General features: G+C 62.5%; 20 protein-coding genes. 6 read left to right on the top strand and 14 right to left on the bottom strand.

What is annotated here, in order from left to right; all coding sequences use genetic code 11:
* Positions 1-131 precede the first annotated feature (131 nt).
* Entirely contained in the window at positions 132-782 is a 651-nt protein-coding gene (locus EV675_RS19235) for a DUF7002 family protein (RefSeq protein WP_130358838.1), read from the top strand.
* A 132-nt stretch (positions 783-914) separates the two neighbouring features.
* On the opposite strand, the gene EV675_RS19230 is transcribed toward EV675_RS19235, so the two are convergent.
* Both EV675_RS19230 and EV675_RS19225 read right to left on the bottom strand, forming a co-directional pair.
* Positions 915-2,615: an adenylosuccinate synthetase gene (locus EV675_RS19230; RefSeq protein WP_130358836.1), complete on the bottom strand. Its 1,701-nt coding sequence runs from the start codon at positions 2,613-2,615 to the stop codon at positions 915-917.
* The gene (locus EV675_RS19225; protein ID WP_130358834.1) at positions 2,608-3,177 is read right to left on the bottom strand and encodes an AAA family ATPase; all 570 of its coding nucleotides are present in this window, start codon (positions 3,175-3,177) and stop codon (positions 2,608-2,610) included. The genes EV675_RS19230 and EV675_RS19225 overlap by 8 nt, the downstream gene beginning before the upstream one ends.
* A gap of 324 nt (positions 3,178-3,501) precedes the next feature.
* Between EV675_RS19225 and EV675_RS19220 the strand changes: the two genes are divergently transcribed.
* From EV675_RS19220 to EV675_RS19210, 3 genes are all read left to right on the top strand, one after another.
* On the top strand, positions 3,502-3,819 hold the full coding sequence (locus EV675_RS19220) for a pyrophosphohydrolase domain-containing protein (RefSeq protein WP_130358832.1): 318 nt from the start codon (positions 3,502-3,504) through the stop codon (positions 3,817-3,819).
* Positions 3,820-4,110: 291 nt separating this feature from the next.
* The gene (locus tag EV675_RS19215; RefSeq protein WP_130358830.1) at positions 4,111-4,905 is read left to right on the top strand and encodes a HEPN domain-containing protein; all 795 of its coding nucleotides are present in this window, start codon (positions 4,111-4,113) and stop codon (positions 4,903-4,905) included.
* 248 nt (positions 4,906-5,153) lie between these two features.
* Positions 5,154-5,657 (top strand): MgtC/SapB family protein, encoded by a 504-nt coding sequence (locus tag EV675_RS19210; protein WP_130358828.1) that lies wholly within the window; start codon positions 5,154-5,156, stop codon positions 5,655-5,657.
* Positions 5,658-5,660: 3 nt separating this feature from the next.
* Here EV675_RS19210 and EV675_RS19205 read toward each other — a convergent pair whose 3' ends face one another.
* The 7 genes from EV675_RS19205 to EV675_RS19175 form a co-directional block, all read right to left on the bottom strand.
* Positions 5,661-6,590 (bottom strand): LysR family transcriptional regulator, encoded by a 930-nt coding sequence (locus tag EV675_RS19205; RefSeq protein ID WP_130358826.1) that lies wholly within the window; start codon positions 6,588-6,590, stop codon positions 5,661-5,663.
* Positions 6,587-7,984 carry a CoA transferase gene (locus EV675_RS19200; RefSeq protein WP_130358824.1) on the bottom strand — a complete coding sequence of 466 codons (1,398 nt, stop codon included), beginning with the start codon at positions 7,982-7,984 and terminating at the stop codon, positions 6,587-6,589. The genes EV675_RS19205 and EV675_RS19200 overlap by 4 nt, the downstream gene beginning before the upstream one ends.
* Positions 7,974-8,759, bottom strand: coding sequence for an enoyl-CoA hydratase (locus tag EV675_RS19195; RefSeq protein ID WP_130358822.1), 786 nt, complete (start codon positions 8,757-8,759; stop codon positions 7,974-7,976). The genes EV675_RS19200 and EV675_RS19195 overlap by 11 nt, the downstream gene beginning before the upstream one ends.
* The gene (locus EV675_RS19190; protein ID WP_130358820.1) at positions 8,749-9,942 is read right to left on the bottom strand and encodes a CaiB/BaiF CoA transferase family protein; all 1,194 of its coding nucleotides are present in this window, start codon (positions 9,940-9,942) and stop codon (positions 8,749-8,751) included. The genes EV675_RS19195 and EV675_RS19190 overlap by 11 nt, the downstream gene beginning before the upstream one ends.
* A 16-nt stretch (positions 9,943-9,958) precedes the next feature.
* Entirely contained in the window at positions 9,959-10,942 is a 984-nt protein-coding gene (locus EV675_RS19185; RefSeq protein ID WP_165404657.1) for a Bug family tripartite tricarboxylate transporter substrate binding protein, read from the bottom strand.
* A 41-nt stretch (positions 10,943-10,983) separates the two neighbouring features.
* On the bottom strand, positions 10,984-12,204 hold the full coding sequence (locus EV675_RS19180; protein ID WP_130358816.1) for an alpha-hydroxy acid oxidase: 1,221 nt from the start codon (positions 12,202-12,204) through the stop codon (positions 10,984-10,986).
* Between the two features lie 106 nt (positions 12,205-12,310).
* Positions 12,311-13,105 (bottom strand): tripartite tricarboxylate transporter substrate-binding protein, encoded by a 795-nt coding sequence (locus tag EV675_RS19175; protein ID WP_130358814.1) that lies wholly within the window; start codon positions 13,103-13,105, stop codon positions 12,311-12,313.
* 83 nt (positions 13,106-13,188) lie between these two features.
* On the opposite strand from EV675_RS19175, the gene EV675_RS19170 reads away from it, so the two are divergent.
* Together EV675_RS19170 and EV675_RS19160 are read left to right on the top strand one after the other, a co-directional pair.
* Positions 13,189-13,581 (top strand): LysR substrate-binding domain-containing protein, encoded by a 393-nt coding sequence (locus EV675_RS19170; RefSeq protein WP_130358812.1) that lies wholly within the window; start codon positions 13,189-13,191, stop codon positions 13,579-13,581.
* A 706-nt stretch (positions 13,582-14,287) separates the two neighbouring features.
* Complete coding sequence (locus EV675_RS19160) at positions 14,288-14,545, top strand: immunity protein Tsi6 family protein (protein ID WP_130358808.1); 258 nt, start codon at positions 14,288-14,290, stop codon at positions 14,543-14,545.
* Positions 14,546-15,124: 579 nt separating this feature from the next.
* Here the strand turns inward: EV675_RS19160 and EV675_RS19155 are convergent.
* The 5 genes from EV675_RS19155 to imuA form a co-directional block, all read right to left on the bottom strand.
* Complete coding sequence (locus tag EV675_RS19155) at positions 15,125-16,399, bottom strand: McrC family protein (protein WP_130358806.1); 1,275 nt, start codon at positions 16,397-16,399, stop codon at positions 15,125-15,127.
* A gap of 18 nt (positions 16,400-16,417) precedes the next feature.
* Entirely contained in the window at positions 16,418-18,259 is a 1,842-nt protein-coding gene (locus tag EV675_RS19150) for an McrB family protein (protein ID WP_130358804.1), read from the bottom strand.
* 524 nt (positions 18,260-18,783) lie between these two features.
* Positions 18,784-21,951: an error-prone DNA polymerase gene (locus EV675_RS19145; protein WP_130358802.1), complete on the bottom strand. Its 3,168-nt coding sequence runs from the start codon at positions 21,949-21,951 to the stop codon at positions 18,784-18,786.
* 6 nt (positions 21,952-21,957) lie between these two features.
* Positions 21,958-23,427, bottom strand: a complete 1,470-nt coding sequence (locus tag EV675_RS19140; protein WP_130358800.1) for a Y-family DNA polymerase — start codon at positions 23,425-23,427, stop codon at positions 21,958-21,960.
* Positions 23,357-24,109 carry a translesion DNA synthesis-associated protein ImuA gene (imuA, locus tag EV675_RS19135; RefSeq protein WP_130358798.1) on the bottom strand — a complete coding sequence of 251 codons (753 nt, stop codon included), beginning with the start codon at positions 24,107-24,109 and terminating at the stop codon, positions 23,357-23,359. Before imuA ends, EV675_RS19140 begins: the two co-directional genes overlap by 71 nt.
* Positions 24,110-24,168 lie beyond the last annotated feature (59 nt).

Genomic DNA, 24,168 nt, shown 5'->3' with positions numbered 1-24,168 from the left:
GAACGGACGTTGAGGTACAACTGCCTTTCGCTTAGATGCCTATTCCTTTTTTGATGATTTCAATAGCCCTCAATGAGCGCAACGGTCATCGACCGGAGGATGTGGTGAATAATAAGAATGGTAAATAAGAAATGGATTTGAATGCGTTTGTTAATCGTTATCCGGTGCTATATCACATGGCCGAGCGGGGGTCCTGGCCATCAATCCGGGAACGAGGTCTTCTCAGCACGAGTGCCGCACTCGACTATTATGAGATGACCGGCGATGAGCGTGCGTCGCACGAGGTGATGCATAGGCCCGAGAAAGTAGCGATTGGTTCTGAAGGCAGTCAAATCATCCTTCGTGACCAGAAGCCCATGGAGCCTACTCGACTGGCAGGAGCGCTGCAAGGCATTACACCGACCGAGTGGTATCAGTTTCTAAATAATAAGGTTTTCATGTGGGCACAAGAGCATCGGCTGTTCGGCTTGCTCAATGCGCGCGCCTATAAAAAGCTTGAGCATGATGTCCTGACTATTAACACTGCTGCTCTTATGGAGAAGCATGCCGACCGAGTTTGGCTTTGCCCGATGAACTCCGGCAATACGTTTCCAATGCCGCATATCCGCAGTTTGAACACATTTCAGCGCATCACCGACTACGCTACCAAGCGTAACGGATCTCCCCAGAAGGAAGTTGTAGAAGTCGTAATTGACTACAGCATTCCCGATATTGCTGATTTCGTGGCGGAAGTACGGCGAATAAAGGGTAGGGAGGTGCTCGGCACGATTTCCATTCGCTGACAATAGTTACTCCTGCCTTGTCGTGATGTTCCAGCGTTTGCAAGGACGCTAGTGGTTCTCTGTTAGCCGCAGCAAGCTCCTTGAAAAGCACATCACATCATCGCCCACCAGACACGTCAAATCAGCGCGCTCTTAACGATTAATCTCATCGTCGTCACGCATTCTGCCTCCCAACCAATTGCGTCTGTCTATGATGTTCCGTATATCCAGCTTGGCTGATTCTCCCTGCGGAAAGCGCGTGCTTATCAAGGACACCGGTGCATGGGCAATTCTTTCCACTTCCTCGATGAATTTTATCGTTTCTTCGGTCAGTTGCTCAAACCGTCGAGCGTTTCGATTTGTTCCGTTGATGTAATCGGAAAACGTCAATACGATATCCGTTGGCGCATTCAGGGAGCAGGCCAGCCTGAACTGTTCCCAGTCGAATCTTCCTACGCGCCTCTTCCGCTTTGTCGTCGACGTTATCTCATTGCCCTGCAACTCTTGCGGGTCGAGTCCTGCTTCTCGCGCAACGGTTTCGAAGTCGATCTCGTGTTTTATCGCACCAGATGATCCACCCGTATCCGGATTTCCAACCCGAATAGGCGTATACCTGGTCACGAGCAGGATCCTCCTTATCCGACTAGGAGATATACCCGCCTCCGCCAAGCAACCTGCAACATTCGTGTCTCGGGAAGTTACATGGGGATACTGGCCGTGATACAGGCTAAGACCACTGCCCTGCGTTCCCTCTAACAAAATTGACTGGCCTGATCGGTAAGCTTCTTCCAACTGTCTGGTGGTTGCCCCTCGGTATCGAGGCCCGGTTCCGACGTACGGCTCCAGCTCTGGCACGTCCTTCGCGAGTCGAATCCCTTGACCCGTCCGGCTGAGAATCCTGCGGGCAGCAGCAGCACCTCCCCCCTGCCCGGTAGACCCTATCTTGTCGACCAATTCGCTTTCCCTTTTTTTGTCGGCGTCTTCAATGATCATGACCTGTGGATCAATGAAGAGTCGTTCAGGTGTGACATTGCAATCCTTAACTTCCTTGAGAAGCTTCTCTACATCCAAGGTCATCCCAGGACCCAGCAAGATCTTGGCATTTGTATCTTTTGCACCCGATGGCAACTGGTGATAAACGTATTTCCCCGATCGACTAATCACTGTGTGTCCAGCATTCGGTCCTCCCACCCTCACCAGTACATCGTATTCATTGGCGAGGTACGCTGCAATATTGCCCTTGCCTTCGCTGCCAAACTGACTTCCAACAATTACGTCTACACAGCGGAAATCCGGCGCCGAATATAGGCCCAAGCGGGCAGCCACGCGAACCAAAGTATCTTGCGCGTCGGAACGGCTGGTTTCTATACGAACGTCCGCATCCTTCTTGAAGAACTGAATGTCGTCTTCATTCTTCATAAGATCCGCATCTGGATACGCGCCAGACTCTTTCACTGCTGAGCTATTAGCGCGATTTTTCCATCGTTTTCCTGCTTCATTCTTATCCAGGATATACAAATGGACATGAACGGCAGTTATTTCGGTTGAAGCCCTGAAGTGCTCCAGTTGTGTCGTGTTTCGTACATTATCAACAACAATGGTCCTTCTTGGTGCTGTATCTCTGGAGATTTCCATAACTTTGTCATATAGCCATGCGCCAGATGTGCCCTTGTCCATCTCGTCACCAAGACGCTGTAGCGAAATTCTGTCTTTACCAAAGTCTCGACTCTTGGCGATATCACGCAAAATGTCGCTGCTCTTCACGACATGGAACCCAAATTCGTCCCGCAATGCTCTGGCCAGCGCCGATTTCCCGGTGCACAGGTGACCGCTAATCAAGACGATCCTACGCATGACTCCTCCGTTTTTTGCATTCTTCAATGATTGCTTCAATCACTAGCTTGCTTGATGCAGAATTTGTATCGAAAGACTTGTCTGCAATCTCACGCAGGCATCGTGCAGCCATTTCGTTGGGATGAGTAATCGCTTGTTCGTATGGTGTGATTTCCTCATCCGATGTTCCAGCTCTTGCTCGAGCCTCATATCGTTCACGCAAAACGTTTTCCGGAGCGTACAAATGCAAGTGGAAAACCGCATCTCCATAACGCTCACGGAAAATTTCGACTTGCCGGCGCTTCCGCACACTATCCAGCAGCCAGCGCTCATTCCCTACAGCATTTGCAAAAGCGGGCGTAGCGACATCATTGGCTACCCAAGCGAAGTCAGTTTGTTTATCAAGCTCATCGCCAAGCTCTTGGAGCGTCGACTTGCTGGGAATAAGCCCTTTCTCTAGAGCAACACTCTTTAAATGCGTACTGGTCGAAACCTTTGAGAATCGATAAGCATCTTGCAACGCGCTGGATATCGTCGTTTTTCCTACTGCAGACGGGCCACTCAACAGCAGCAGAATTTTCATAGCACACCCGATCGAACTCTAGGCCGTTTCCCTCCTAGTGGGGAAACGGGTGACAGTATCGATAAATCCCGACGAGACTTGTGGGAGTTTCGCCTATCCAAGGTGGTACGCCACTCATAATATAGAGAACTCTCAGGGCTCCCTCAATTTGCTGGGCAACCGGGCGATAATGGGAGATTATGCATGGGGCATCGTAGTGGCTATAGCGTAACCATGCTCGAATGCAAACCCCATCTCCGGTTGCTCTTGCGCCCCTAGTTAGCTACTATTTAACAAAATTTTTCAAAAATATCAATCCGTCAAATCAATTAGGAATCCACTCCCATGAAACTTCCATCCCGAACCGATCGGCTGAGCTATTTTCAGAAGTATGTGGCGGAGACGGAAAAGGAACGAGGCTTTGATAAAGAGACTGCACTGGAAAAGTGCTTGCTTCTTGGAGAAGAAGTGGGCGAACTTTTCAAGGCGGTACGGCAGCACAAAGGCATAAAAACAGACCCAAGCTCAGACACCCATGAAATTGGCAATGAGCTCGCCGACATCCTCAACTTTGTTTTCGCACTTGCAAATCGATTCGATGTCGACTTGGCCGAGGCATACGCGCACAAGGAAACCTTGAATAGCGTGAGATCCTGGACATGAAGTTGAGGTTGCTTTCGCACAGGAGTAAGCGCATCAGCTGAGCAGCCCTGAACGCTATGGAGCACCCTTGGCGAATGGCTGCTTTGGGTCGAAAGCAGCCGTCCATAAATGGCAGCTTGTTTCGACCCTAAGTGGGTTTCTGTCGGTGCTTATGTTGGTCACCTGGGTCCCGGTTATACATCGGCTTGTTAGCCGACCCCAGCCGCCCTAAGATCAGGCTGTATCAAGGGGATAGCTCGCCATACGGTACGCTGTGGATAAGTCGTATAACCGGATCCAGGGGTCAACAATATGTCCTTCGCTTCCTACGCGAATGAACAAGACAAGCTAGATCGATGCATCAATGCATTCGGCACGCAGTCATTCCGAGATCAGGCCGACCGAGACTACATTGCCGCGCGATTGGCATGCCGCCACGAACTGTTCCCTCAGTTTCTTTGGTCTTCACATCAAGCGATAGAGAAGTATCTAAAGGCGATCCTTCTCTACAATCGCATAAAGGCGGATAGGGTGGGTCATGACTTGGCCCAAGCCTTGTCTCTTATGCAATCCTTGCCGTTTGAGCTAAAATTTTCGAAGAGAAGCCGGAGGTTCATAGACCACCTTGCGGAGGTCGGCGAGTTTCGATACATCGACATTCCTTTTCATGTGTACGGCCACATACTTGTCGATCTCGACTTGGCTGTTTGGGAGGTTCGCAGGTACTGCCAAGTCTTGGATGTCTTTGGAAAGCAGCTTCCGCTTGATGAGCAGAAACTTCTTGAAGATGCCTGGTCGGATTTGGCCTCTAGCGAGGCCAAGCCGCGGTACAAGTTCCGACTACATGGCGGTCTTTTGGAGAAGATTATCACTGACCGCAAGCACCCAAGTCACTCAGCATTGCTATGGCATAACCCGTGTTTCGGCATTCGGAAGCGAACTACGGTGAAGGCAAAGAACCACCTAAATGCGCAGAACTCGGTGCTGTATCTCTATCCGGAAATGCTCGACGAGTTGCTTAAGTACGTCTTCATCCCCAAGAAGCTGGTAGCCGGCTACCGAGAACACTTGTCGCAGATCAAAGCAGGGGCAAAGGCTAGACCGTAGCTGTGCCGTCCAACCGTCCATCGAACGGTGTTGGCCGACGTTCGCCTCTGGCCGAAGCTGACGTTCACTATATGACCCGGAAGAGGAAGTGCCTATAACTGTGAGCCTAGGCATCTGAGAACAAGCTTAGCGTTGGGCCTATTCGACTTACTGACTCTACACCTTGTTACGAGCGTGAATGCTCTGTGACTGCGCATCCAACCAGCCTACCCGTAGGCTGACGATTATCCGAATAGAAAAGGCCACCCATGGACACCCCCCTCTGGACCCAAATCTGGACCACCGCCTCCAGCGAATTCTCCGACATCCCCGACATAGCCGAACTAACCCGCGTCTTCGTCCGCCTTCTAGTCGCCATGACCCTGGGTGGCCTACTAGGCCTGGAGCGTGAACTACGCGGCAACGCCGCCGGCCTTCGCACCCACATGCTGGTCGCCCTGGGCGCCGCACTGTTCGTTCTCGTCCCCCTGCAAGGCGGCATGGAAGTAGCCGACATGAGTCGCGTTCTGCAGGGCGTTATCGCCGGCATAGGCTTCCTCGGCGCCGGCGCCATCCTGAAGTCAAACGGCCGCGAGATCCACGGCCTGACCACGGCAGCCAGTATCTGGCTGACGGCCGCCATCGGCATCGCAGCGGGCATGGGGCGGGAGATGACCGCCATTGTCAGCACGCTGTTCGCGCTGTTCATCCTGGCGCTGCTGCGCAAGCTCACGCATAACCGCAACCAGCCGAAGCACGAGGACCATCAATAGGGTTCAGGCGCGCGTGCCGGTGTGCAAAAAGCCGATGTCGGTCGGCTTGAAGTTGACGACTTCGCAGGCGATGTCCAGGCAGGCGCCGACCAGGGGCCGCAGGTCGCGTTCGCGCGAGATCAGGAAGTAGTCCAGCGCCGCCAGGGGAGGCGTGCCGCGCAGCCGCACGAGCAGGCCGGCCTGGACGAGTTGGTCGGCCCAGGATTCGGGCAGCACGCCCAGTCCCAGTCCCTGTATCAGCAGTTGGGCGATGACGGCCCAGCTGTTGCAGTGCAGGCGCCGCGCCACGGTGGCGTCGATGGACTGGAGGGATTGTTCGATGATGAGGGCGGTGCCGCTGGAGGGCGGTAGCGAGATCAGCGCGCAATCGGGCAGCAGGGCCGGCAGCCGGCCTTCGCCCTGGCGGTGCAGGGCGGGGGAGCAGACCCAGGCGAAGCCGGCGCTGCCGAGGTATTCGGCCTTGATGCGGTTGTCGGAGGGGCGGTTGGCGATGACGGCGAAGTCCAGGTCGCCTTCGGCCACGCGCCGGGCGAGGTTGCCGAGCGAGCTGCCGGCTTCGACCACGGGGTCCAGTTGCAGGTCGGGGTGGGCGGTTTGCAGGCGGGCGATGAAGGTGGGCAGCCAGGTCAGGGCGCTCAATTCCCCTACGCCGAAGTGGCAGCGGCCGCGCAGGATCTCGGCCTGCCGGCCCATGCCGGCGACGACGTTGGCCTGTTTGAGCAGTTGTTCGACGTGCGGCAGCAGTTGTTCGCCTTCGCTGGTCAGGCGGGCGCGCAAGGAGCTGCGGTCGAACAGGATGCTGCGCAGGCTGTGTTCGAGGTCGGTGATGCGCTTGGACAGGGTCGAGACGGAGATGTGCAGGCGTTCGGCGGCGATCATGAAGTTGGGGCTGGTGGCCGCCAGGTAGAACGCTTCGAGCTGTTTCAGTGTCATGGCCGAAGAGGGGAAGGTGCCCAGGCCGCGGGCGAGCTGCCCAGGGGATGGGGACCGGGGGTTGTCCCGTCGTCCAGGCCGGCGACGGCGGGCGCTACGTGGTGGGTGGTGCCGAACGGGCCGTGGCGGGTGACCAGTTGGGGCGCCAGGGCGTCGAAGGCGTCGCCGCCCCGGTGCGACGGGTCGGCCCAGGCCAGCAGGTACGTCGCCACTCGCGCCAATGATACCCGGACCTCCCAACTGCCGCCGGACTGCTGCCGCTGACGCAGCGCGGCCAGCGTGCCGAGTATGCCGAGTTGGCCGGTCAGGTAGTCGGTCAGGAGGCGGGTGGGCGACAGCCGGGGCTTGCCGTCCCGCGCGTGCAGCGCGGCGATGCCGGTGGCGGCCTGTACCACCTGGTCGAAGGCCTTGCGTGTTCCCCAGGGGCCGTCGTGGCCGTAGGCGCTCACGCTGACGTGGACGAAGTCGCGACCGGCGCGCGGCAGCAGGCCGGCGGCGTCCAGGCCGAAGCGGGCGAGCGCGCCGGGCCGCCACGAGTCGACGACGATGTCGGCGTCGGTGGCCAGCACCCGCACGCGGGCGAGGTCGTCCGGGTCGTTGAAGTCGGTGAAGGCGTTGCGCTTGCCTATGCCGGTGTCCAGGATCTGCGGCAGCGGGTCGGGTTGGGCGGGCGACGAGATCCGCAGGACGTCGCCGCCGTGGAAGGCGAAGTGGCGGGCGACCACCGGCCCGGCAATGACGTGGGACAGGTCCAGGACCCGCAATCCGGCCAAGCCGCCCACAACCGGCGCGCCGGCGCGCAGCGGCCGCACCGTCAGCAGCGGCGCCGAGGCGATGGCGGCGCCCGCGTCGCTGGCCAGCCAGGCTTCGGGCGTTCGAGCCCAGGCGCCGGGCAGGCCGTGTCCGGCCACCGCGTCCTCCAGTTCCTGGGCCGGCCAGCGCCGTATGGCCGCGGCCAGGGCGGGCGCCGTATTGGCGCAATTCAGCAAGGCCAGGGTGCCGTCACGCAGATGGGGATAGGAGCCGGAAGGCAGGAACCACCGACCGTCGGCGGTGGGATAGAAGTCGGACTTCAGTTCCTTGCCGTGCGACGACTGGGGAAAGCGATGGTCGTGGATGCGCTGGAAGTGCGTGGGTTCCAGCCCGGCCAGCGCCTGTGCGGGCGACACCTCGTAGTGCGCGCGGGGCGTGCCCTGGGCGACCAGCGTGGTGCCATGGGCCACCGCCAGTTGGAAGGCCGAGGCGATGTCCGCCAATGGCAGCGGCGAGTCCAGCGCCGGGCGCGGGCCGGCCAGCGTGAACGCCGTCAGGCCGGGCAGGCCCGCGCCGGCCAGCAGGTCGTCGGCGATGGCGCGGACGCGCCGCTCCGGGGCGCCCGCGTGTTCACTTGCCACGGAACACCGGTGTCCGCTTGCCGGTGAAGGCCTCGCGTCCTTCGACGTAGTCGGCGCTGCGGAAGCAGTCCAGGATCGCGTCCTTGCAGGCCTGCCAGTCCCGTCCGTCCGGGGCGGTGGAGGTTTCGATGGCGAGCTTGGACGCGCGGTGCGTCAGCGGCGCCAGGCCGGCGATGGTGCGCGCGAGGTCCAGCGTTTCCTCGCGCGTCTGGATACGGTTGACGAGGCCCATCTGCCGGGCTTCGTCGGCCGTGTAGCGGCGGGCGGTGAACATGATTTCCTTGGCGTGGGCCGGCCCCACCAGTTGCGCCAACCGGTGCAGCCAGAGCTCGTGGTAGCCCACGCCCACCTTGCCGGCGGGGATGCAGAACTGCGCCTGTTCGTTGCCATAGCGCATGTCGCAATGCAGGGCGATGGCGACGCCGCCGCCGAAGCAATAGCCGTTGATGAAGGCCAGCGTGGGTTTGCGCACGGCGCCGATGCGGCCGATGGCGCGTTCGACGGTGGCGTTGTAGCGGCGCACGTTCTCCTCTGTGTCGCGCTGTTCGCCGAACTGCGAGATGTCCGAGCCCGAGGCGAAGGCGCGGTCGCCCGCGCCCTCGAACACGATGGCGCGCACGTCGTCGCGGCTTTCCAGTTCGTCCAGCAGTCCGGGCAGGGACTGCCACATGTCGAAGGTCAGCGCGTTGTGCTTGGCCGGGTGGTCGATCACGACGCGGCCCAGGTGCTGCTCGACGGCGACGTGGATGCGGCCGGGCCGGGCTTCAGATGACATGTTCGCTCCTGAGTTGCTGCAGGGTGTCGCCCTGGATGCCGATCTCGGCAAGAATGGCCTCGTTGTCCTGGCCGGGCATGGGGGCGACGCGCCGCACGCCAACCTCGTGGTTGCCCAGGCTGAAGGGCTGGCCGACCAGGTGGATGTCGCCCAGCTTCTCGTGCGCGACGGGCCAGGCGATGCCCAGGTGCCGCACCTGCGCGTCGTCGAAGGCCTGCTTGACGTTGTTGACGGCGCCGCAGGCCAGGCCGCTGGCGTTCAGGTGTTCGATCCAGTGTTCATTGGTCTGCGTGGCGAACACGGCGGCGATCTCGTCGTTGAGTTCGCGGCGGTTGGCCGAGCGGTTCTTGTTGGTGGCGAAGCGCGGATCGTCCAGCCAGCGTTCCCGGCCCATGGCGTGGCAGAAGCGTTTCCACATCACGGTGCCCGACACGCAGATGTTGACCTGTCCGTCCTGCGTGTCGAACACGCCGGTGGGGATGATGGTGGGGTGGTCGTTGCCGGCCTGAACGGGAATCTCGCCAGCCACCAGATACCGGGCGCACTGGAAGTCCATGGTCGCCAGCAGCGACTCCAGCAGCGAGGTCCGCACCCATTGCCCCTGTCCCGTCTTCTCGCGTTCGTACAGCGCGGTCAGGATGCCCACCGCGCCGAAGACGCCCGCCGTCGTGTCGGCGATGGCGATGCCGGCGCGCACCGGCCCGTGGCCGGGCAGGCCGGTGATGGACATCATGCCGGTCATGCCCTGGATGATCTGGTCGTAGCCGGGGCGCCGCGCATAGGGGCCGTCCTGGCCGAAGCCGGAGATGCTGGCGTAGATCAGGCGCGGGTTGCGGGCGCGGAGCGTGTCGTAGTCGATGCCCAGTCTATCCTTGACGTCGGGGCGGTAGTTCTCGACGACGACGTCGGCCTGCGCGGCCAGATCCAGGAACAGCGCGCGGCCTTGGTCCGATTTCAGGTTGAGCGTGATGCTGCGCTTGTTGCGGTGCAGGTTCTGGTAGTCCGGCCCCAGGCGCATGCCGCCCATCTCGTTCTCGTGCTCGGGGTCGACCGGCTCCTCGATCTTGACCACGTCGGCGCCCCAGTCCGCCAGGACGCGCACGGCGGTCGGGCCGGCGCGCACGCGCGTCAGGTCGAGCACGCGTATGCCGGTCAAGGGCAAGCGGGCCTGTTGTTCAGACATCCTGATTCTCCTTTGCTTACTTCACCGAGAATTTCTCGAATTTCATCCGGGCGGTGGTGTCCGCCCACATCTGGCGCTCGCTGGCGACCTTGCCGGCGAAATCGTCGGCCGAGCCGGCCGCCGCCGCGACGCCCTGTCGTTCGTACAGGCTGGCCACCTCGGGCGAGGCTAGGGCCTTGTTCAAGGCGCGGTTCAGCGCCTGCACGCGCTCCTTGGGCATGCCGGCGGGGCCGACGATGCCGTACCAGGTGGGCTTGTTCAGTTCCGGCAGGCCCAGCTCGACATAGGTCGGCACGTCGGGCAGGCTGTCCAGGCGGGACGGCGCCTGGACGGCCAGGGCGCAGACCTTGCCGCTCTTGATGTGCGTCATGGCCGAGCTGACGTTGTCGAACACCGCGTGCACCTGGCCCGCGTACAGGTCGTTCATGGCGTTGGACAGGCCGCGGTACGGCACGTGGAGCATGTTGGTGCCCGTGGCTTGCAGGAAGCGCGCGCCGTTCAGGTGCGACAGCGAGCCCGCGCCGGCCGAGCCGTACGAGTACTTGTCGGGGTTGGCCTTCAGGTTCTTCAGGAAGGCCTGCATGTCACACTTGGGCGCGACCGAGGGCGCCACCACCAGCACGCCGGGCGCCGTGATCAGCGCGCCGACGAAGCTGAAGTCCTTGACCGAGTCGTAGGGCGCTTCGGTATAGATGTTGGGCGCGATGGCATGCGTGGTGGCCGAGGCGACGCCCAGCGTGTAGCCGTCGGGCTTGGCGCGGCGCACGAAATTCATGGCGATCAGCCCGGCCGCGCCGGCCTTGTTCTCGATGACCACCGACTGTCCCAGCGCCGTGCCCATGGCCTGCTGGATGGCGCGGGCGGCGGTGTCCGTCGGGCCACCCGCCGCCATCGGAACGACGATGGTGATGGGTGCGGCGGGAAACGAATCGGCCACGGCGGGGGCGGCCAGGCCGGTACCCAGGGTGGCAAGCAGGGTGGTCAACAGGGTCTTGTTCACGGTTTTCTCCTCGTCATGTCGGATCCTCTTCAGGATTCTTGTCATACCTGCAACAGGCAGTGCGGACCAAGCTCGTCCAGGCGGCTGGCACCCAGCATCGCCATGTTGCGATCGACCTCGGTTTGTAGAAGCTGGATGGCGTGGGCCACGCCGGCCTGGCCGCCCACGGCGGCGGCGCAGATGAAAGGGCGGCCGGCGAACACGTAGCGGGCGCCCAGCGACAGCGCGATCAGCACGTCGCCGCCGCGCCGGATGCCGCCGTCCATCATCACGGCCAGGCGCTGTCCGACCGCGTCCGCGATGGCGGGCAACACGCGCAAGGGCGCGGCGGCGCCGTCGAGCTGGCGCCCGCCGTGGTTGGACACGATGATGCCTTCGGCGCCGATCGCCAGCGCGCGGCGCGCGTCCTCCACCGACAGGATGCCCTTGACCACCAGGTTGCCGCGCCACTGCCGGCGTATCGCGGCGATGTCGTCCCAGGTCAGGTGGTCGCGGCCCGTGGTGTCGCGCACCGCCTTGGCGGAAAACGCCGGCGCGCCGCGTTCGGCGAACGAGTTCTCGAAATGCGGCATGCCGCGTGTGGCCAGCGTCCGCAGCAGGGTGTGGACCAGCCAGCCGGGATGCGTGACGCCCTCCCAGGCCAGCCGCGGGGTGGGGCGCAGGGGCAGGGAAAAGCCCGCGCGGATGTTGTTCTCGCGATTGGCCCACACGGGAATGTCTACTGTGACCACCAGCGTCTCGTAGCCGGCGCGCGCCACGCGTTCGACCAGGGCGGCGCGGCGGACCGGATCGCCCGGCAGGTAGGCCTGGAACCACGTGCCGGGGGCCCGTTCGTGGATCTCTTCCAGCCGCATCAGCGACGAGCCGCTCATGATCATGCACGCGCCTTCCTGCCGCGCCGCCAGGGCCATGGCCAGATCGCCCTGGTAGGCCAGCAGCGCGCTGATGCCCACCGGCGCGATGCCGAACGGCACGCGGTAGGCCTGGCCCAGCAGCGTGGTCTGCGTCGAGCGGCGGGAAACGTCCGCCAGCACGCGCGTGACGAACTCATGGCGCCGGAACGCAGCACGGTTGGCGGCCAGCGACCGGTTGTCCTCGGCCGCGCCCAGCACGTATTCGCGCAGCGGCCGGGGCAGGTAGCGGGCCGCGGCGCGTTCGAAATCGTCCAGGTTCAGGACGTGGCGGATGCGGGCGGGAAGCCCCGTCGTGCGCGCTTCATAGGCGGCGTGCGTGGCCGGGGTGGGGTGGTGCGTCGTCGTCATGCGGCAAGACTACACATCCGCCGCTATTGAAAAAAGTGAAATTATTTGTGGGTAGTACTTCTAATAAATCGAAATGAATGGTGCCGAAGCGAAGACGGCGCATCGATCATTCGATGTTGGCCCCGGATGCCTTCACCAGTGGGCCCGCGGCGTCGAAGTCTTTCCGCAGCAGACTGTCGAACGCCTCGACCGACATCTGCTCGGCATCGATCCCCAGCCGGGTCAGGCGTGCCTGTACCGTGGCGTCGGCCAGCACTTTGTCCATCGCGGCGTGGATCTTGTCGATTTCTTCCCGCGGCATGCTCTTGGGGGCCAGGATGCCGAACCAGGTGTCGTACTTGTAGCCGGGGGCGCCGGCCTCGGCCGCCGTGGGCAGGTCCGGCAGCAGGGGGGAACGCTTGGCGCCGGTGTAGGCGAGCATCTTGATGCGCGCGTCGTTCTTGAAGCCAATGATGGCCGGCACGGCCGCGGCGGTGCCCTGGGTGCGGCCCGCCAGCACTTCGTTGATCGCGTCGCCGGTCGCCTTCATGGGAATGTGCTGCATTTTTCCGCCGACGTTGGCCAGGAACGATGCCCTGGTCAGGTGGGTGGCGCCGCCGTTGCCGGCGGAGGAGTAGTTCAGTTCGCCCGGCTTGGCCTTGATGGCCTTGATGTAGTCCCGCAGCGAATCGACGCCCAGGGTTCCGGGGACCGCGATCACGAATCCCGCGTTGCCGACATAGGCCACGCCGGAGAAATCCTTGATCGGATCGTAGCCGGGGCTGCGATACAGGGACGGGGCGAGGTTGTGGCTGGCCGCGGTGAACAGCAGGGCGTTGTGGTCGGTCGAGCGGGCCACGAAGGTCGTGCCCATGGTGCCGCCCGCGCCGGCGCGGTTTTCCACGATCACCGTGGCGCCCAGGGGGGGGCGGTGTCGAGCAAGTGTGAACGTCCGGCGTAGTGTGCGCCGTGCCGCGGCGGTCGCGCCTGGCCAAGTAAAAAGAGGTGACCGCGCAGGAGCTTGCCAAGGGAATCGTCGTTGCTACCGGCCCCACGACCCGGATCGGCAAGGCGATCCAGGCCGCATACGGGGCGCATGGGTTGTCGATGCCCAATGTGGCGGTGGAGGTCAACTCCTCGCAGGCCGCGTGCCTGATGGTGGCAAAGGGCGTGGGCATCGGGTTGGTCGATCTGGCGACGGTGCATCAGTACCAGTTGCCCGACGTCGAGTTTCGTCCTTTCCGCCCGCACATCGAATTTAGCCTGTGCCTGATTTTTCCGAAGGATCGTGCGCGTTCACGGCTCGCCCTGAAGTTCGCCCAGGGCTTGCGGGAGCAATTCCATCCGGTCCGGTTGTCAATGGAAATTCCGGTTCGAGACGACCAGGCTTCACAATAGGGGCGCCAGGTTCTCGGAGCGTTTTCCGTTTTCGCCAGATCCAAAGCTGCTACCGTCGTCGTGTTGTTTCTCGGGACTGGTTTCGCTCTGGTTCTAGCATTGCAAACAAGTTTGATGGACGTCGCCGGTGAGGCTCGGCATTGGCCGCAGCGTTAGCCATAGCGCGTTCAATTTCTCGAACGCGATCGGTGCCGTCCTGGGGGGCTATCGGCCATGAACGAGCATTCGACACTGCCGCGCTGATCGTGGACAATCCTGTTCGCCGCACTCGCCGATACCAACCGAAATTTCTGCAAAACGCAGCGAAAACCTCACGGAGTCTTTTGTGGCATGTGCACGATGTAAGGACCTTTGCATTCGCTATGCAGTCAGACATCCTCATGAGCTACGCAAAGCGATACAAATCGGCGCGGAGAATATCGCCGACGGAACACTCGGTGAAGTAGTTCCCGACAGTCCTTGTGTCTCCGTCTCGTTTATCGAACTCGCGAAGGGAGCCGCGTGGGACGACTACATCGAATACCACTTTCGCTGTCTGCATTGCGATGAGATATTTTGGCTGCACGCCGAAACGTATCACGGCAGTGGCGGGTACTGGGAGCCGAAAGACTCCAAATCGATACGCGAGAACATTACAAACTAGGCGAGGAACATTGCCGCGTGCATCAACGTTAGCTACGTCTTATAGCACGTGGACTTCTTGGTCATGACGAACACAGAACTCTTACTCAAGATCGATGCAGCTCTATCAGCTATCGGGCCTCTGGTGACTCCCGGATGGCAAAATGTACAGAGCATTCATCGGCAATTGATGTGGTGCCGTGCCCAGATTTCCGGCGAATCGTCGGAGCCAAAACAGGGGCCGCTCACAATGGGACTGATTGCCACTCGGGAATTCGACATGTGGAGCGATAACCCGGAACTTGCAGCCCTGATCAATCAGATACAGCGTGCTTTTGAGTGAATTGAATGACCGCTTTCGGCCAATTTCTGCCTTCCGCCAGCCCCCCGGGGCCGACATTCAATCGGCTGCTTCGCTAGCCAGCCGGCGCTCATTTCGAAACTTACCGGATCGGACATCGGCTACTGCGGTCATTTGACATGTCATCACCGCCAGACTGAGTGACCGTTTACGGGTGAATTAATCGATATGACGCTCGTCGGCACAAAGCAGTTGCTAGTAGGACGCATGCAAGCGCCCTTGCTGCACGCCATTGATAAACCTCAGCGCATCAGCGTCAGAAAGTCTGCTGCGTTCTAGCTAAGGTAGTTTTTTGTGGATATACAACCAATCGACGTGAAGGCTCTGGTCGAACGCTAGGGATCAGAGACTCTTTTTGGGCAAGTTCGTTAACCCTTTAAGGAATCAATTCCTCCGACCAGTGAATGTCCATGCACAGCGACTGATGAAGTGGCGCGTAAATCGATTCATTGGTCGCCGTCGACATGCGAAGTGGGACGGGCCGCTAAACACGCTTTACCGAGAGGATTGCGCTCGCGCACCCAAAGTATCCTTGCGTCGGCGCAAAACCTCAACTTCATTTCATATAAGCGGTGCCATCGAAATCGTGATCGTGGTGACGCGGCCGGTTTCGCCGTCGTCGATGCGGAAAACCGGCGGCGCGCATCCTTCATGCAGGTCGACGGGCCGAGGATAGACGAGTTCAAGGCGCGTGCAACGATACCGCTTGGAATACGCGAGCAACTGATATACGTCCGCTTCGTCGACACCCCAGTCGTCGAAGCTGGGATTGAGTGACTTCCATTTCGCATCGACGATCCGGTCGAGCGAGAAAGGCGCGTCTGCGGAAATCTTCTTCCAGACGGTTACATCCGGCTTGAGTGTGAAGAGGGACTGCCTGTCTTGCTTGATGAGCGCGAGTTGAGGACCCTGGCGAATGACGATGCCTGCCGTCTCCGCCTCCTTCAACTCTTCCCGGTGGCACACATAGTCTTCGAAAAGCTTGTTCATGTCGAAAAGCAGCGCGGGCGCGGCCGCGCTTCCGGCACGTAGGTCCGGGCTCGCCAACTCAAGCAGCCATTCGCACCATTGCATGACGGCACGATAACGCAAGGTCTGGCGGTCGTAGCGCAGCCGTCGCACATCTGTGGACGTCAGACGAATCTGCGCGACACCCGTCAGGCGGGAGTGCAATTCGAACCACAGCCGCTGCGTCGACGCGAGCTTTGCCCAATGGCGACATGCATCGAGCGCCGCACGAATGATGCGGTTGTACTGATTGTCGACAGTGAACTCGTCATACTCGCAATGAAGTAGGTGAGGTCGCGCGAGGTTGTGCCGTAATTGTCCTTCCGCGTGAAAGCGCCCTCTCACCACGGTAAGGTCTCCGGATTCTGGAACATAGCGGCTGACGAGTCCCGACTGTGCGACGGCGAGCACGCAGAGCAGAAACTCCTGGATGAATATTTCTAGAAGCGGCGCGCGCACCGCGCCCTGCTGCGCGCTGCCCATCGCCGAAACCTTCAGCTTTCCCGCGTGATGTAGCATGGACAGCAGCGCAGCGCGCCCTCGCGATGCGTCGTCGCCGTGGGTCGAGATGCCGACCTTGGGCAAGATCTCTAGTACACACGACGCGACCCTGACGATGCCGCAATGCTGTGCGAGCTTAACGCCGCCCACGGCCCGCTGACAGAACCCAGGGTGCCGATCGTTGATCTTGAGCAGTGCTTCGGCCTCGTGCGAAGTGAGATACGCGGCGACGGACGCCGATCGATCATTCGCAGCGGCGGACGCAGCATCTTCCATCACGGGAATAAGCGCGTACTCGACCGCCGTCACGGTGCGTAGGACTTGCATGCTGGTCCTGGTCTCGCGTCAGAATGTTGCCGATTCGTCTGGCATATCCGGCGCAATCGCCGTGCCGTCGTCGTACAACTTGACGATATCCGCCTCGGTCCACGAGGACGGATTGCCCACAGCAAGCGACACGCGCGGCGCGCTCCCGACGAGATGTGCGCCGCCTGGAAAGAGCATGGCCGACGTGAGCTTTCGCTCGAGGAAGAAAACGCTCGACGTGTCACGTCCCGTCAATGCCAGGCGCACCTTTTCCATGTCGTCGAAAAAGTATTCCTGCAACTGCGGAATAACGCGCTCGGCGAGCCGCCTCCGCAATTCAGGCAAGCCGTCAATGAACATGAACGTCGCGTGACCGATAGCATGGTTGCGGTCGAGCATGAACTCTAGCCGGTCGTTAAGCCGCGTCATAAGCTTGCGGAGATCGATCGGGCCGAGGGCTGGAGAATTGCTGATGAGTTCGGGCTGCGGCGGGCACTCCACGAAACGAAAGCGTCTCCGTAACGCAACGTCCATCGTGGCTACGGATCGATCCGCCGTGTTCATGGATGCAACGATGTCGAGGTTGTCGGGCACGCCGAAATCTTCGTCCCTTGAGCCCGGCAGCCTAACCCAAGTCCCATCGCCATCGTTCGGTTCACTTCCCGCCCTCACGCGCTTGGACGGTTCAATCAACGTGATGAGTTCGCCGAAGACCTTGGCCACGTTCGCGCGGTTGATCTCGTCGATGAAGAGCGTGAAGCGTCGGCTCGGGTCTGCGTGAGCCTGTTCGCAGAGCTTCCGGAACGGGCCTTTTTCATAGGTCACGGCGATCCCGTTGCCGTCCGGCGCGGCAGTCGGCCTCAATCCGCCGACGAACTCTTCATATGAGTAACTCGGGTGGAACGATACAAACGTGAAGTCCTCACCTGCTTCGAAAGCTTCGCGCATGCGTTCCTGCATCTGGTATGTCTTTCCGGTTCCGGGCGGCCCATAGAAGATTACGTTGTCAGAAACTCGAAGAGGTGGCGGAGTGCTATCGCTTTCCTCATCGTCGCCTTCGGGCTCGTCTTCGCCTTCGGGCTTCTTCTTCAAAAGCGTACCTATCGGCTCGCTGTAGTAGTCAACTGCGCCGGGGAACTGGATCTCCAGCTTGCTGCGCAAATCCAGCAGCGCAGCATCTTGCAACGGGCGATTGCCAACCATCGCCTTTGTCCAGATCTTGTGCCCCCGCATCACCTTGTTCTTGTTGTTCTGGCTGAACATCCGCTCGAACGAGTCTGGAAACAGCACGTGACACAGCGTGTGATAAAGCTGTCTGCCCTTACCTGACGGAATGGAATGCAGCCACTCCGCGAAGTCGAATCCGCTGCCATTCAATAGTGCCGTACGCGCGGACGGCGCCATGGCGACGAGTGCGGCGAAGGCCTGAACTGCGAACGCCATCTCGGATGGAAAGTACTGGTTGTATCCGGGGCCCGCGCTCCCTAGCCCCGAAAGCACTGGTTTATCAAGAAAATTTGACTGAACGGGAAAGGGCGCTGCGGGCTTGATATTCCATATCTCTTCGAGCCGTTTCAATTTTTTTGGCGGCCGCAGATTCGTCGCGGGAAGCTGGACAATCCAGAATATCTCGGTCATCAGCGCGATGTCTAAGGGCGTGCATGTGGCCAACTGCAATTCGAGCTTTTGATAGAACGTGCCGCCTCCCGTATCCGGCTGATCCACGAAGTTTGTGGTCAGACTCTGGAAATGGGGCGCTGTCCAGATCTCCTGGTTAGGTAGAAAGAGCGATTGCTGATTAATCAGGCATTGATGTTTGAAATCCTGTGCGGCCTGAAATACCTGCGCTGCATTCAGATGATTCGGATTAAAACGGCTCATGGATTTTGGCGCAATGGCGCTGGATTGTTAACGTGCGGTGCGGCAGTCATTTGTTGGTTTAACCAAGCACAGTCGAGGTGCAGCGTGAAAAAGCCGGTCCGTTGAGATCTTCGGAGACCCTAGCGGTTTTCCGTCTGGTGCGTTTGGCAAAAGGAGGAAATATTGCTCTCGTGTAGCCGTCCAAAGACAGTCCGCAGTAGGAATTCCAGCCAGTCATAATACCAAGCGCTCTTGCGAGTCTACCGAAGCAACTTTCGTGAGGAGGGTAATCGTGCGTTCGATGGCCAAGATCTGGCGGTTTGGTACATGCGCAGGCGGACATTCGCGAGCCAACGATCGAGGCTGATCGCGAGTGACTGCTTTAGCCGATACGCAGCAGGCATCCCGGCACGAACGAGCGGCGGTTACCTGAGGACAGACGTTGTCGTTGTGGAGGCTCGAATGACGGCAGTGGGTCGAAAGCAAACCTCGACACGCCTACATTCGCCCAGGGCTTGCGAGAGCAATTCCCCCCAACCCGACTCTCAATGAAAATCCCGACTCGACACAACCAAACTCCCCAATAACGGCGTCAAATCCACCAGCCTCTTCGCCAGCAGATGCCGCACATTCTGATGCGATTGCCACGTCCCATACACCCCCAGCAGCGGCGCCCCCACCAGTTCCCTGCGCTGGCGTTCGACCAGCCCCGGCCAGACGATGACGTTGACCTGCCCGGTTTCGTCTTCCAGCGTGACGAAGACCGCGCCCTTGGCGGTGCCTGGGCGCTGGCGCACGGTGACGATGCCGCAGGCGCGCGCCAGGCGGCGGTCGGGGTAGGTGTGCAGGGCTTCGGCGGAGGCGAAGCCGCGCCGCGTCAAGCGATCGCGCAGTAGCGCCATGGGATGGCGCCGCAGGGTCAGTTTCAGGGATTCGTAGTCGGCGCGGATGTCGTCGGCCTCGTTGGGAACGTCGAGCAGCGGCGCCTGTTCGTACACCATGGCGTCGCGCAATAGATCGCGCTGGGGCACGCTGTCGGTGGCTTCCCAGAGCGCCGCGCGCCGGTGGCCGGACAGGTGGCGCAGCGTGTCGGCCGCGGCCAGGGCCTGCAAGGCATGCCGGTCGAGGTCGGCGCGCCGGCCCAGGTCGGTGGCGTCGGCGAAAGGCCGGTGTTCGCGCGCGGCCTGGATGCGCCGGCCGGCTTCTTCCGACAAGCCCTGGACCTGGTTCAGCCCGAGCCGCACGGCGGGGCGTTCACCGCCGGTGGCTTCCAGGGTGGCCTCCCAATCGCTGGCCAGCACGTCGGCGGGCAGGACGGCCACGCCATGGCGCTGCGCATCCTGGATCAACTGGTAAGGCGAATAAAACCCCATGGGCTGGCTGTTGAGCAGGGCGGCCAGGAAGGCCTCCGGTTCGTGCCGCTTGAGCCAGGAGCTGGAGTAGGCCAGTTGCGCGAAGCTGGCGGCATGCGATTCGGGAAAGCCGTATTCGCCGAAGCCCTGGATCTGGCGGCAGATGGAGTCGGCGAAGACGCGGTCGTAGCCGTGGATCAGCATGCCGGTGACGATGCGTTCGTAATGCTGCGCCAGGTCGCCCTTGCGCCGCCAGGCCGCCATGGAGCGCCGCAGTTCGTCGGCCTGGCCTTCGCTGTAGCCGGCGGCGTACATGGCGATCTGCATGACCTGTTCCTGGAAGATGGGCACGCCGTAGGTGCGGGCCAGTGCCTTGCGGACCTTGGGGCTGGGATACGGAATCCGGGCGGGACCGTGCAGCCGTGCCTGTTCGCGCTGTTTCAGGAAGGGGTGGACCATGCCGCCCTGGATGGGGCCGGGCCGGACGATGGCGACCTGTATCGTGAGGTCGTACAGATTGCGTGGCTGCAGGCGGGGCAGCATGCTCATCTGCGCGCGCGACTCGATCTGGAAGACGCCTATGGTGTCGGCCTGGCAGATCATGTCGTAGGTCTTGGCGTCGTCCGGTGGAATGCTGTAGAGGTCGAGCAGTTTCCGTTGCCGCTGGCTGGCGAATTCCAGGGCGCGCCGCAGCGCCGTCAGCATGCCCAGGGCCAGCACGTCGACCTTGAGCAGGCCGACGGCATCCAGGTCGTCCTTGTCCCATTGCACGACGCTGCGGTCCGGCATGGCGGCGTTCTCGATGGGCACCAGACGCGACAGCGGCCCGCGCGACATGACGAAGCCCCCGGGATGCTGGGAAAGGTGGCGCGGAAAATCCAGCAGTTGCTCGGTCAGCCTGGCCCAGAGCTGCGCCGCGGGCGAGTCGGCGGCAAGCCCGCATTCCGCGAAGCGGTTCAGCAGGTTCTTCCTGCCGTCCCACCATTGGTGGGCCTTGGCGACGCGATCGACCAGGGCCAGGTCCATGCCCAGCGCGCGCCCCACGTCGCGCAGCGCGCTGCGCGACCGGTAGCTGATGACGACGGCGGTCAGCGCGGCGCGGCGCCGTCCGTATTTTTCGTAGACGTACTGGATGACTTCTTCGCGCCGCTGGTGTTCGAAGTCGATGTCGATGTCCGGCGGTTCGTTGCGTTCCTTGCTGATGAAGCGTCCGAACAGCGAGTTGTCGTCGGGCGGGACCACGGTGATGCCCAGGCAGAAGCAGACCGCGGAGTTGGCGGCCGATCCGCGTCCCTGGCAGAGGATGCGGCGGTCCTTGGCGAATCTGACCAGGTCGTGGACGGTAAGGAAGTAGGCCTCGTACTGGAGTTCGCTGATCAGTTCGAGCTCTTTTTCGAGCTGATCGCGAATCTTGTCGGGAATGCCTTCGGGGAAACGCCTGTTGGCGCCGGCATAGGTCTCGTCGCGCAGGTAGGTGGCGGGCGTGGCGCCGGCCGGCACCAGTTCCTCGGGGTATTCGTACTCCAGTTCCTTGAGGTTGAAGGTGCACAGCCGGGCCACGCGCAGGCTTTCCCGCATGAGTTCCGAACCATAGACCTGCGCCAGGTGCACGCGCGCGCGCAGGTGCTGTTCGGCATTCGGCACCAGCGCATAGCCGCATTCGGCTACGGACTGGCGCAGGCGGATGCCGCACAGCGTGTCGTGCAGGGGCTTGCGCGAGCGGACGTGCATTTCGACCTGGCCCAGGGGCACGACAGGCAGGTCCATCGTGCGGGCGGCGTCTTCGACGGCCTGGCGGTGGGCGCCGTCGCCGGCGCGATTGAGCAGCGACAAGCCCATCCAGCACCGCTCCGGAAAGGTCCGCGCCAGCCAGCCGGCCTGTTCGGCAAGAACGTCGCGGGCAACGCCATGGGCGGGCGCGAGGATGGCCAGGCAGTCCGGCGCGCCGCGCAAATGCTCATGCCCGGCCTCGGGATGGGAAAGATCGCCGGGCAGCAGGCGATAGCTGCCCTTGGCGGCGCGCATGCGGGCGTAGGTGATCAGTTCCGACAGGTTGCCATAGCCTTCCTTGTTGGTGGCCAACAGGATCAGATCCATGGGCGGAATGCCGTTCTGGGCGTCGAGCCGGAACTGGCTGCCCAGGATCAGCCGCAGTTTGTGCTTCTTCGCTTCCTCGTGCGCGCGCACGATGCCGGCCAGCGAGCATTCGTCGGTGATGGCCAGGGCCGTGTAGCCCAGTTCGGCGGCGCGTTCGACCAGTTCTCCGGGCCAGGAGGCGCCGCGCAGGAAGGTGAAGTTCGTCAGGCATTGCAGTTCGGCATAGCCGGGCAGGGAAGGGATCGAGGGCGGGGGCGATGACATGGCGATTCAGGCGTAGAGCCCGTGCAGATACCAGCGCGGCTCGTCCAGCGCCTGGTCCAGGTAGAGCCAGTAGCGGATGCCGTCTTCGCTTTCGGCCACGAAGTAGTCGCGCGAGACGGGGGCGCCGTCCCACCAGCCGCTTTCCAGGCGTTCGGGGCCGCGCAGCAGGCGCAGCGGGGTGCCGTAGTAGGGCCGGTGGTTGCGCAGCACCAGGGCGATGGGTTGCGCGAGCAGCCATAGCGGGCGTTCGGCTTCGGGGGCCGTGTCCTGCTGGCCTGGGCGAGACGCCGACAAGGCCGGCTGCCAGCGGTTGGCGGCTTCCGGCCGGTGGTCGGCGCGGGGCCGGGCGGCCAGCACGCGGTCCGCGCCCAGCCGCGCCGTCAGCAGTTCCAGCAGGCGGTCGTGGTCGGCGGGGGTGCCGCCGGGATCGGTGAACAAGGCCTCGGAGGGCGCGGCGCGGGAGACGAGCTGGTCGGCGTGCAGGGCCACGGCGATGGCCGGCGCTTCCAGCGTCAGGCGTTCGAGATGTTCCTTGAGCAGGCGCAGCAGGTGGTCGGCCTGCCAGCCGGGCCGGGCCAGGGCCACGGTCAGCCGCGTGGGCGGCCGGGCGTGGCGGCCGCGCTCGTGCTCCAGCAGGAGGACGAGCGCGCTGGCCGCCGTATGCGTGGCGCCCAGCCATCCCACGAGTTGCTGGACGAGGCGCCGGGCCACGATCATGACGGCGGCGGTGTGCTCCAGGCGGGCTATCGGTTCCAGGCGCGCGGAAAATCGGAGCGGCGCGCGGATCCAGTCGAACAATTCGGGCGCCTGGCCGCGGGCCTGGTCGAGCATGTGCGGCAGGGCGTGGCCGCAGCGCTTTTGCAGGCCGGCGCGGGGCAGCCGCATCAGGGCGGCGAGGGTACGGCACCCTATGCCGTCCAGCCAGGCCTGGTGCGGTCGCGCCGGGGGCAGTAGCAGGCAGGGCAAGGGGGCCATCCGGCGCAGCAGCCGGTCGGGCCGCAGGACACGGCGCGGGCCGGGCGTGGCCTGTGCCGCGAGCAGCCAGGCGCCATGGGCGGTCGGCCCCATGCCGATGCGGGCCCGGCAGCCCAATTGTTCCAGCGTGCACCGGATGCGCCGGCACAGCGCCAGGGGGCCGCCGAAGGCGCGCAGGCTGGCGCCGACGTCCAGCAGCAGGCTGGCGTCGGGGCCGGGCGCGACCTCGGGCGTGTATTGCAGCATGGCCAGCGCGGCGGCATCGAGCAACTGCCGTTCGCGCCCGGCATCCCGGGGAACGAACGCGGCATGCGGGGCGAGGGCGCCGGCGCCTTTCTTGCGCATGCCCGGCCGCACGCCCAGTTGCGCGGCGGTCGGCGTCACGGCCACCACCGTCTCGTGTTCGAGGACCACCAGCGGGCCGGCCGCGTCATCCAGCCAGGACGGGTTCAGCGCGTCGAGGCTGGGCTGGGTCAGGTAGACGCTGATCCACAGGCGCATGGGAAGACTCGGAAAAATCGGGAACCGGGCCCGTGGCCGCCACCGCGCGCGAAGGCGCGAGCGGCACCAGCAGGGTGGCGTCGTGGACGGGGCCGCGGCGCTTGAGGATGTCCACGCGCAGTTGGTCGCCGGCGGGATGCAGCAGCAGGCGCAGCGGCGCGGGCGATGCCTGGCGGGCCGATTCGGCGGGGCGGAACAGGAAGAAGGCGGTGTCGCCGGCCTGGGCGGCCAGGTGCAGCCGGCGCAGGGCGATGACGGGCGGGCGCGAGGCCCAGTACAGCAGGGCGCCGCAATGCCCCTGCTTGAGGACTTGTTCGGCGGCCCACAGGGCGTCGGCCGCCTGGGCGGGCGCGATCCACAGCAGTTGCCGGCTGGAAAGGCGATGGGTCTGCCAGGCCTGGATGGATGGCTGGTGGGGCGGGTGGAGCAGGACGATGCTGCGCTGGGCGGGCAATTGCCGCAGCGCCGGCAGCAGCAGGCGGATCTCGCCTATGCCCGGCCGCGGCAGCAGCAATTCGGTCAGGCTGCCCAGCGGCCATCCGCCGTCGGGCAACTGGCGGGAAAGCTCGGCATGGCCGGTATCCAGGCCGGGGCGGCGGTTGCGGGCAAGCTGCGATCCCCGCCACAGGAGGGGGTGGATCGCGGTGCTGGCGCGCGGCGTGGAGATTCCGGCAGAAGACATGGGGCAACGGCGGTTTACGGCAGAATACTGTATAAATATACAGTGATCGAGTCAAGCCG

The sequence above is a fragment of the Pigmentiphaga kullae genome (assembly GCF_004216695.1).
Taxonomy (GTDB): domain Bacteria; phylum Pseudomonadota; class Gammaproteobacteria; order Burkholderiales; family Burkholderiaceae_B; genus Pigmentiphaga; species Pigmentiphaga kullae.
Note: the sequence above shows the minus strand (reverse complement) of the source record. Positions and strands in the feature narration are given on the sequence as shown.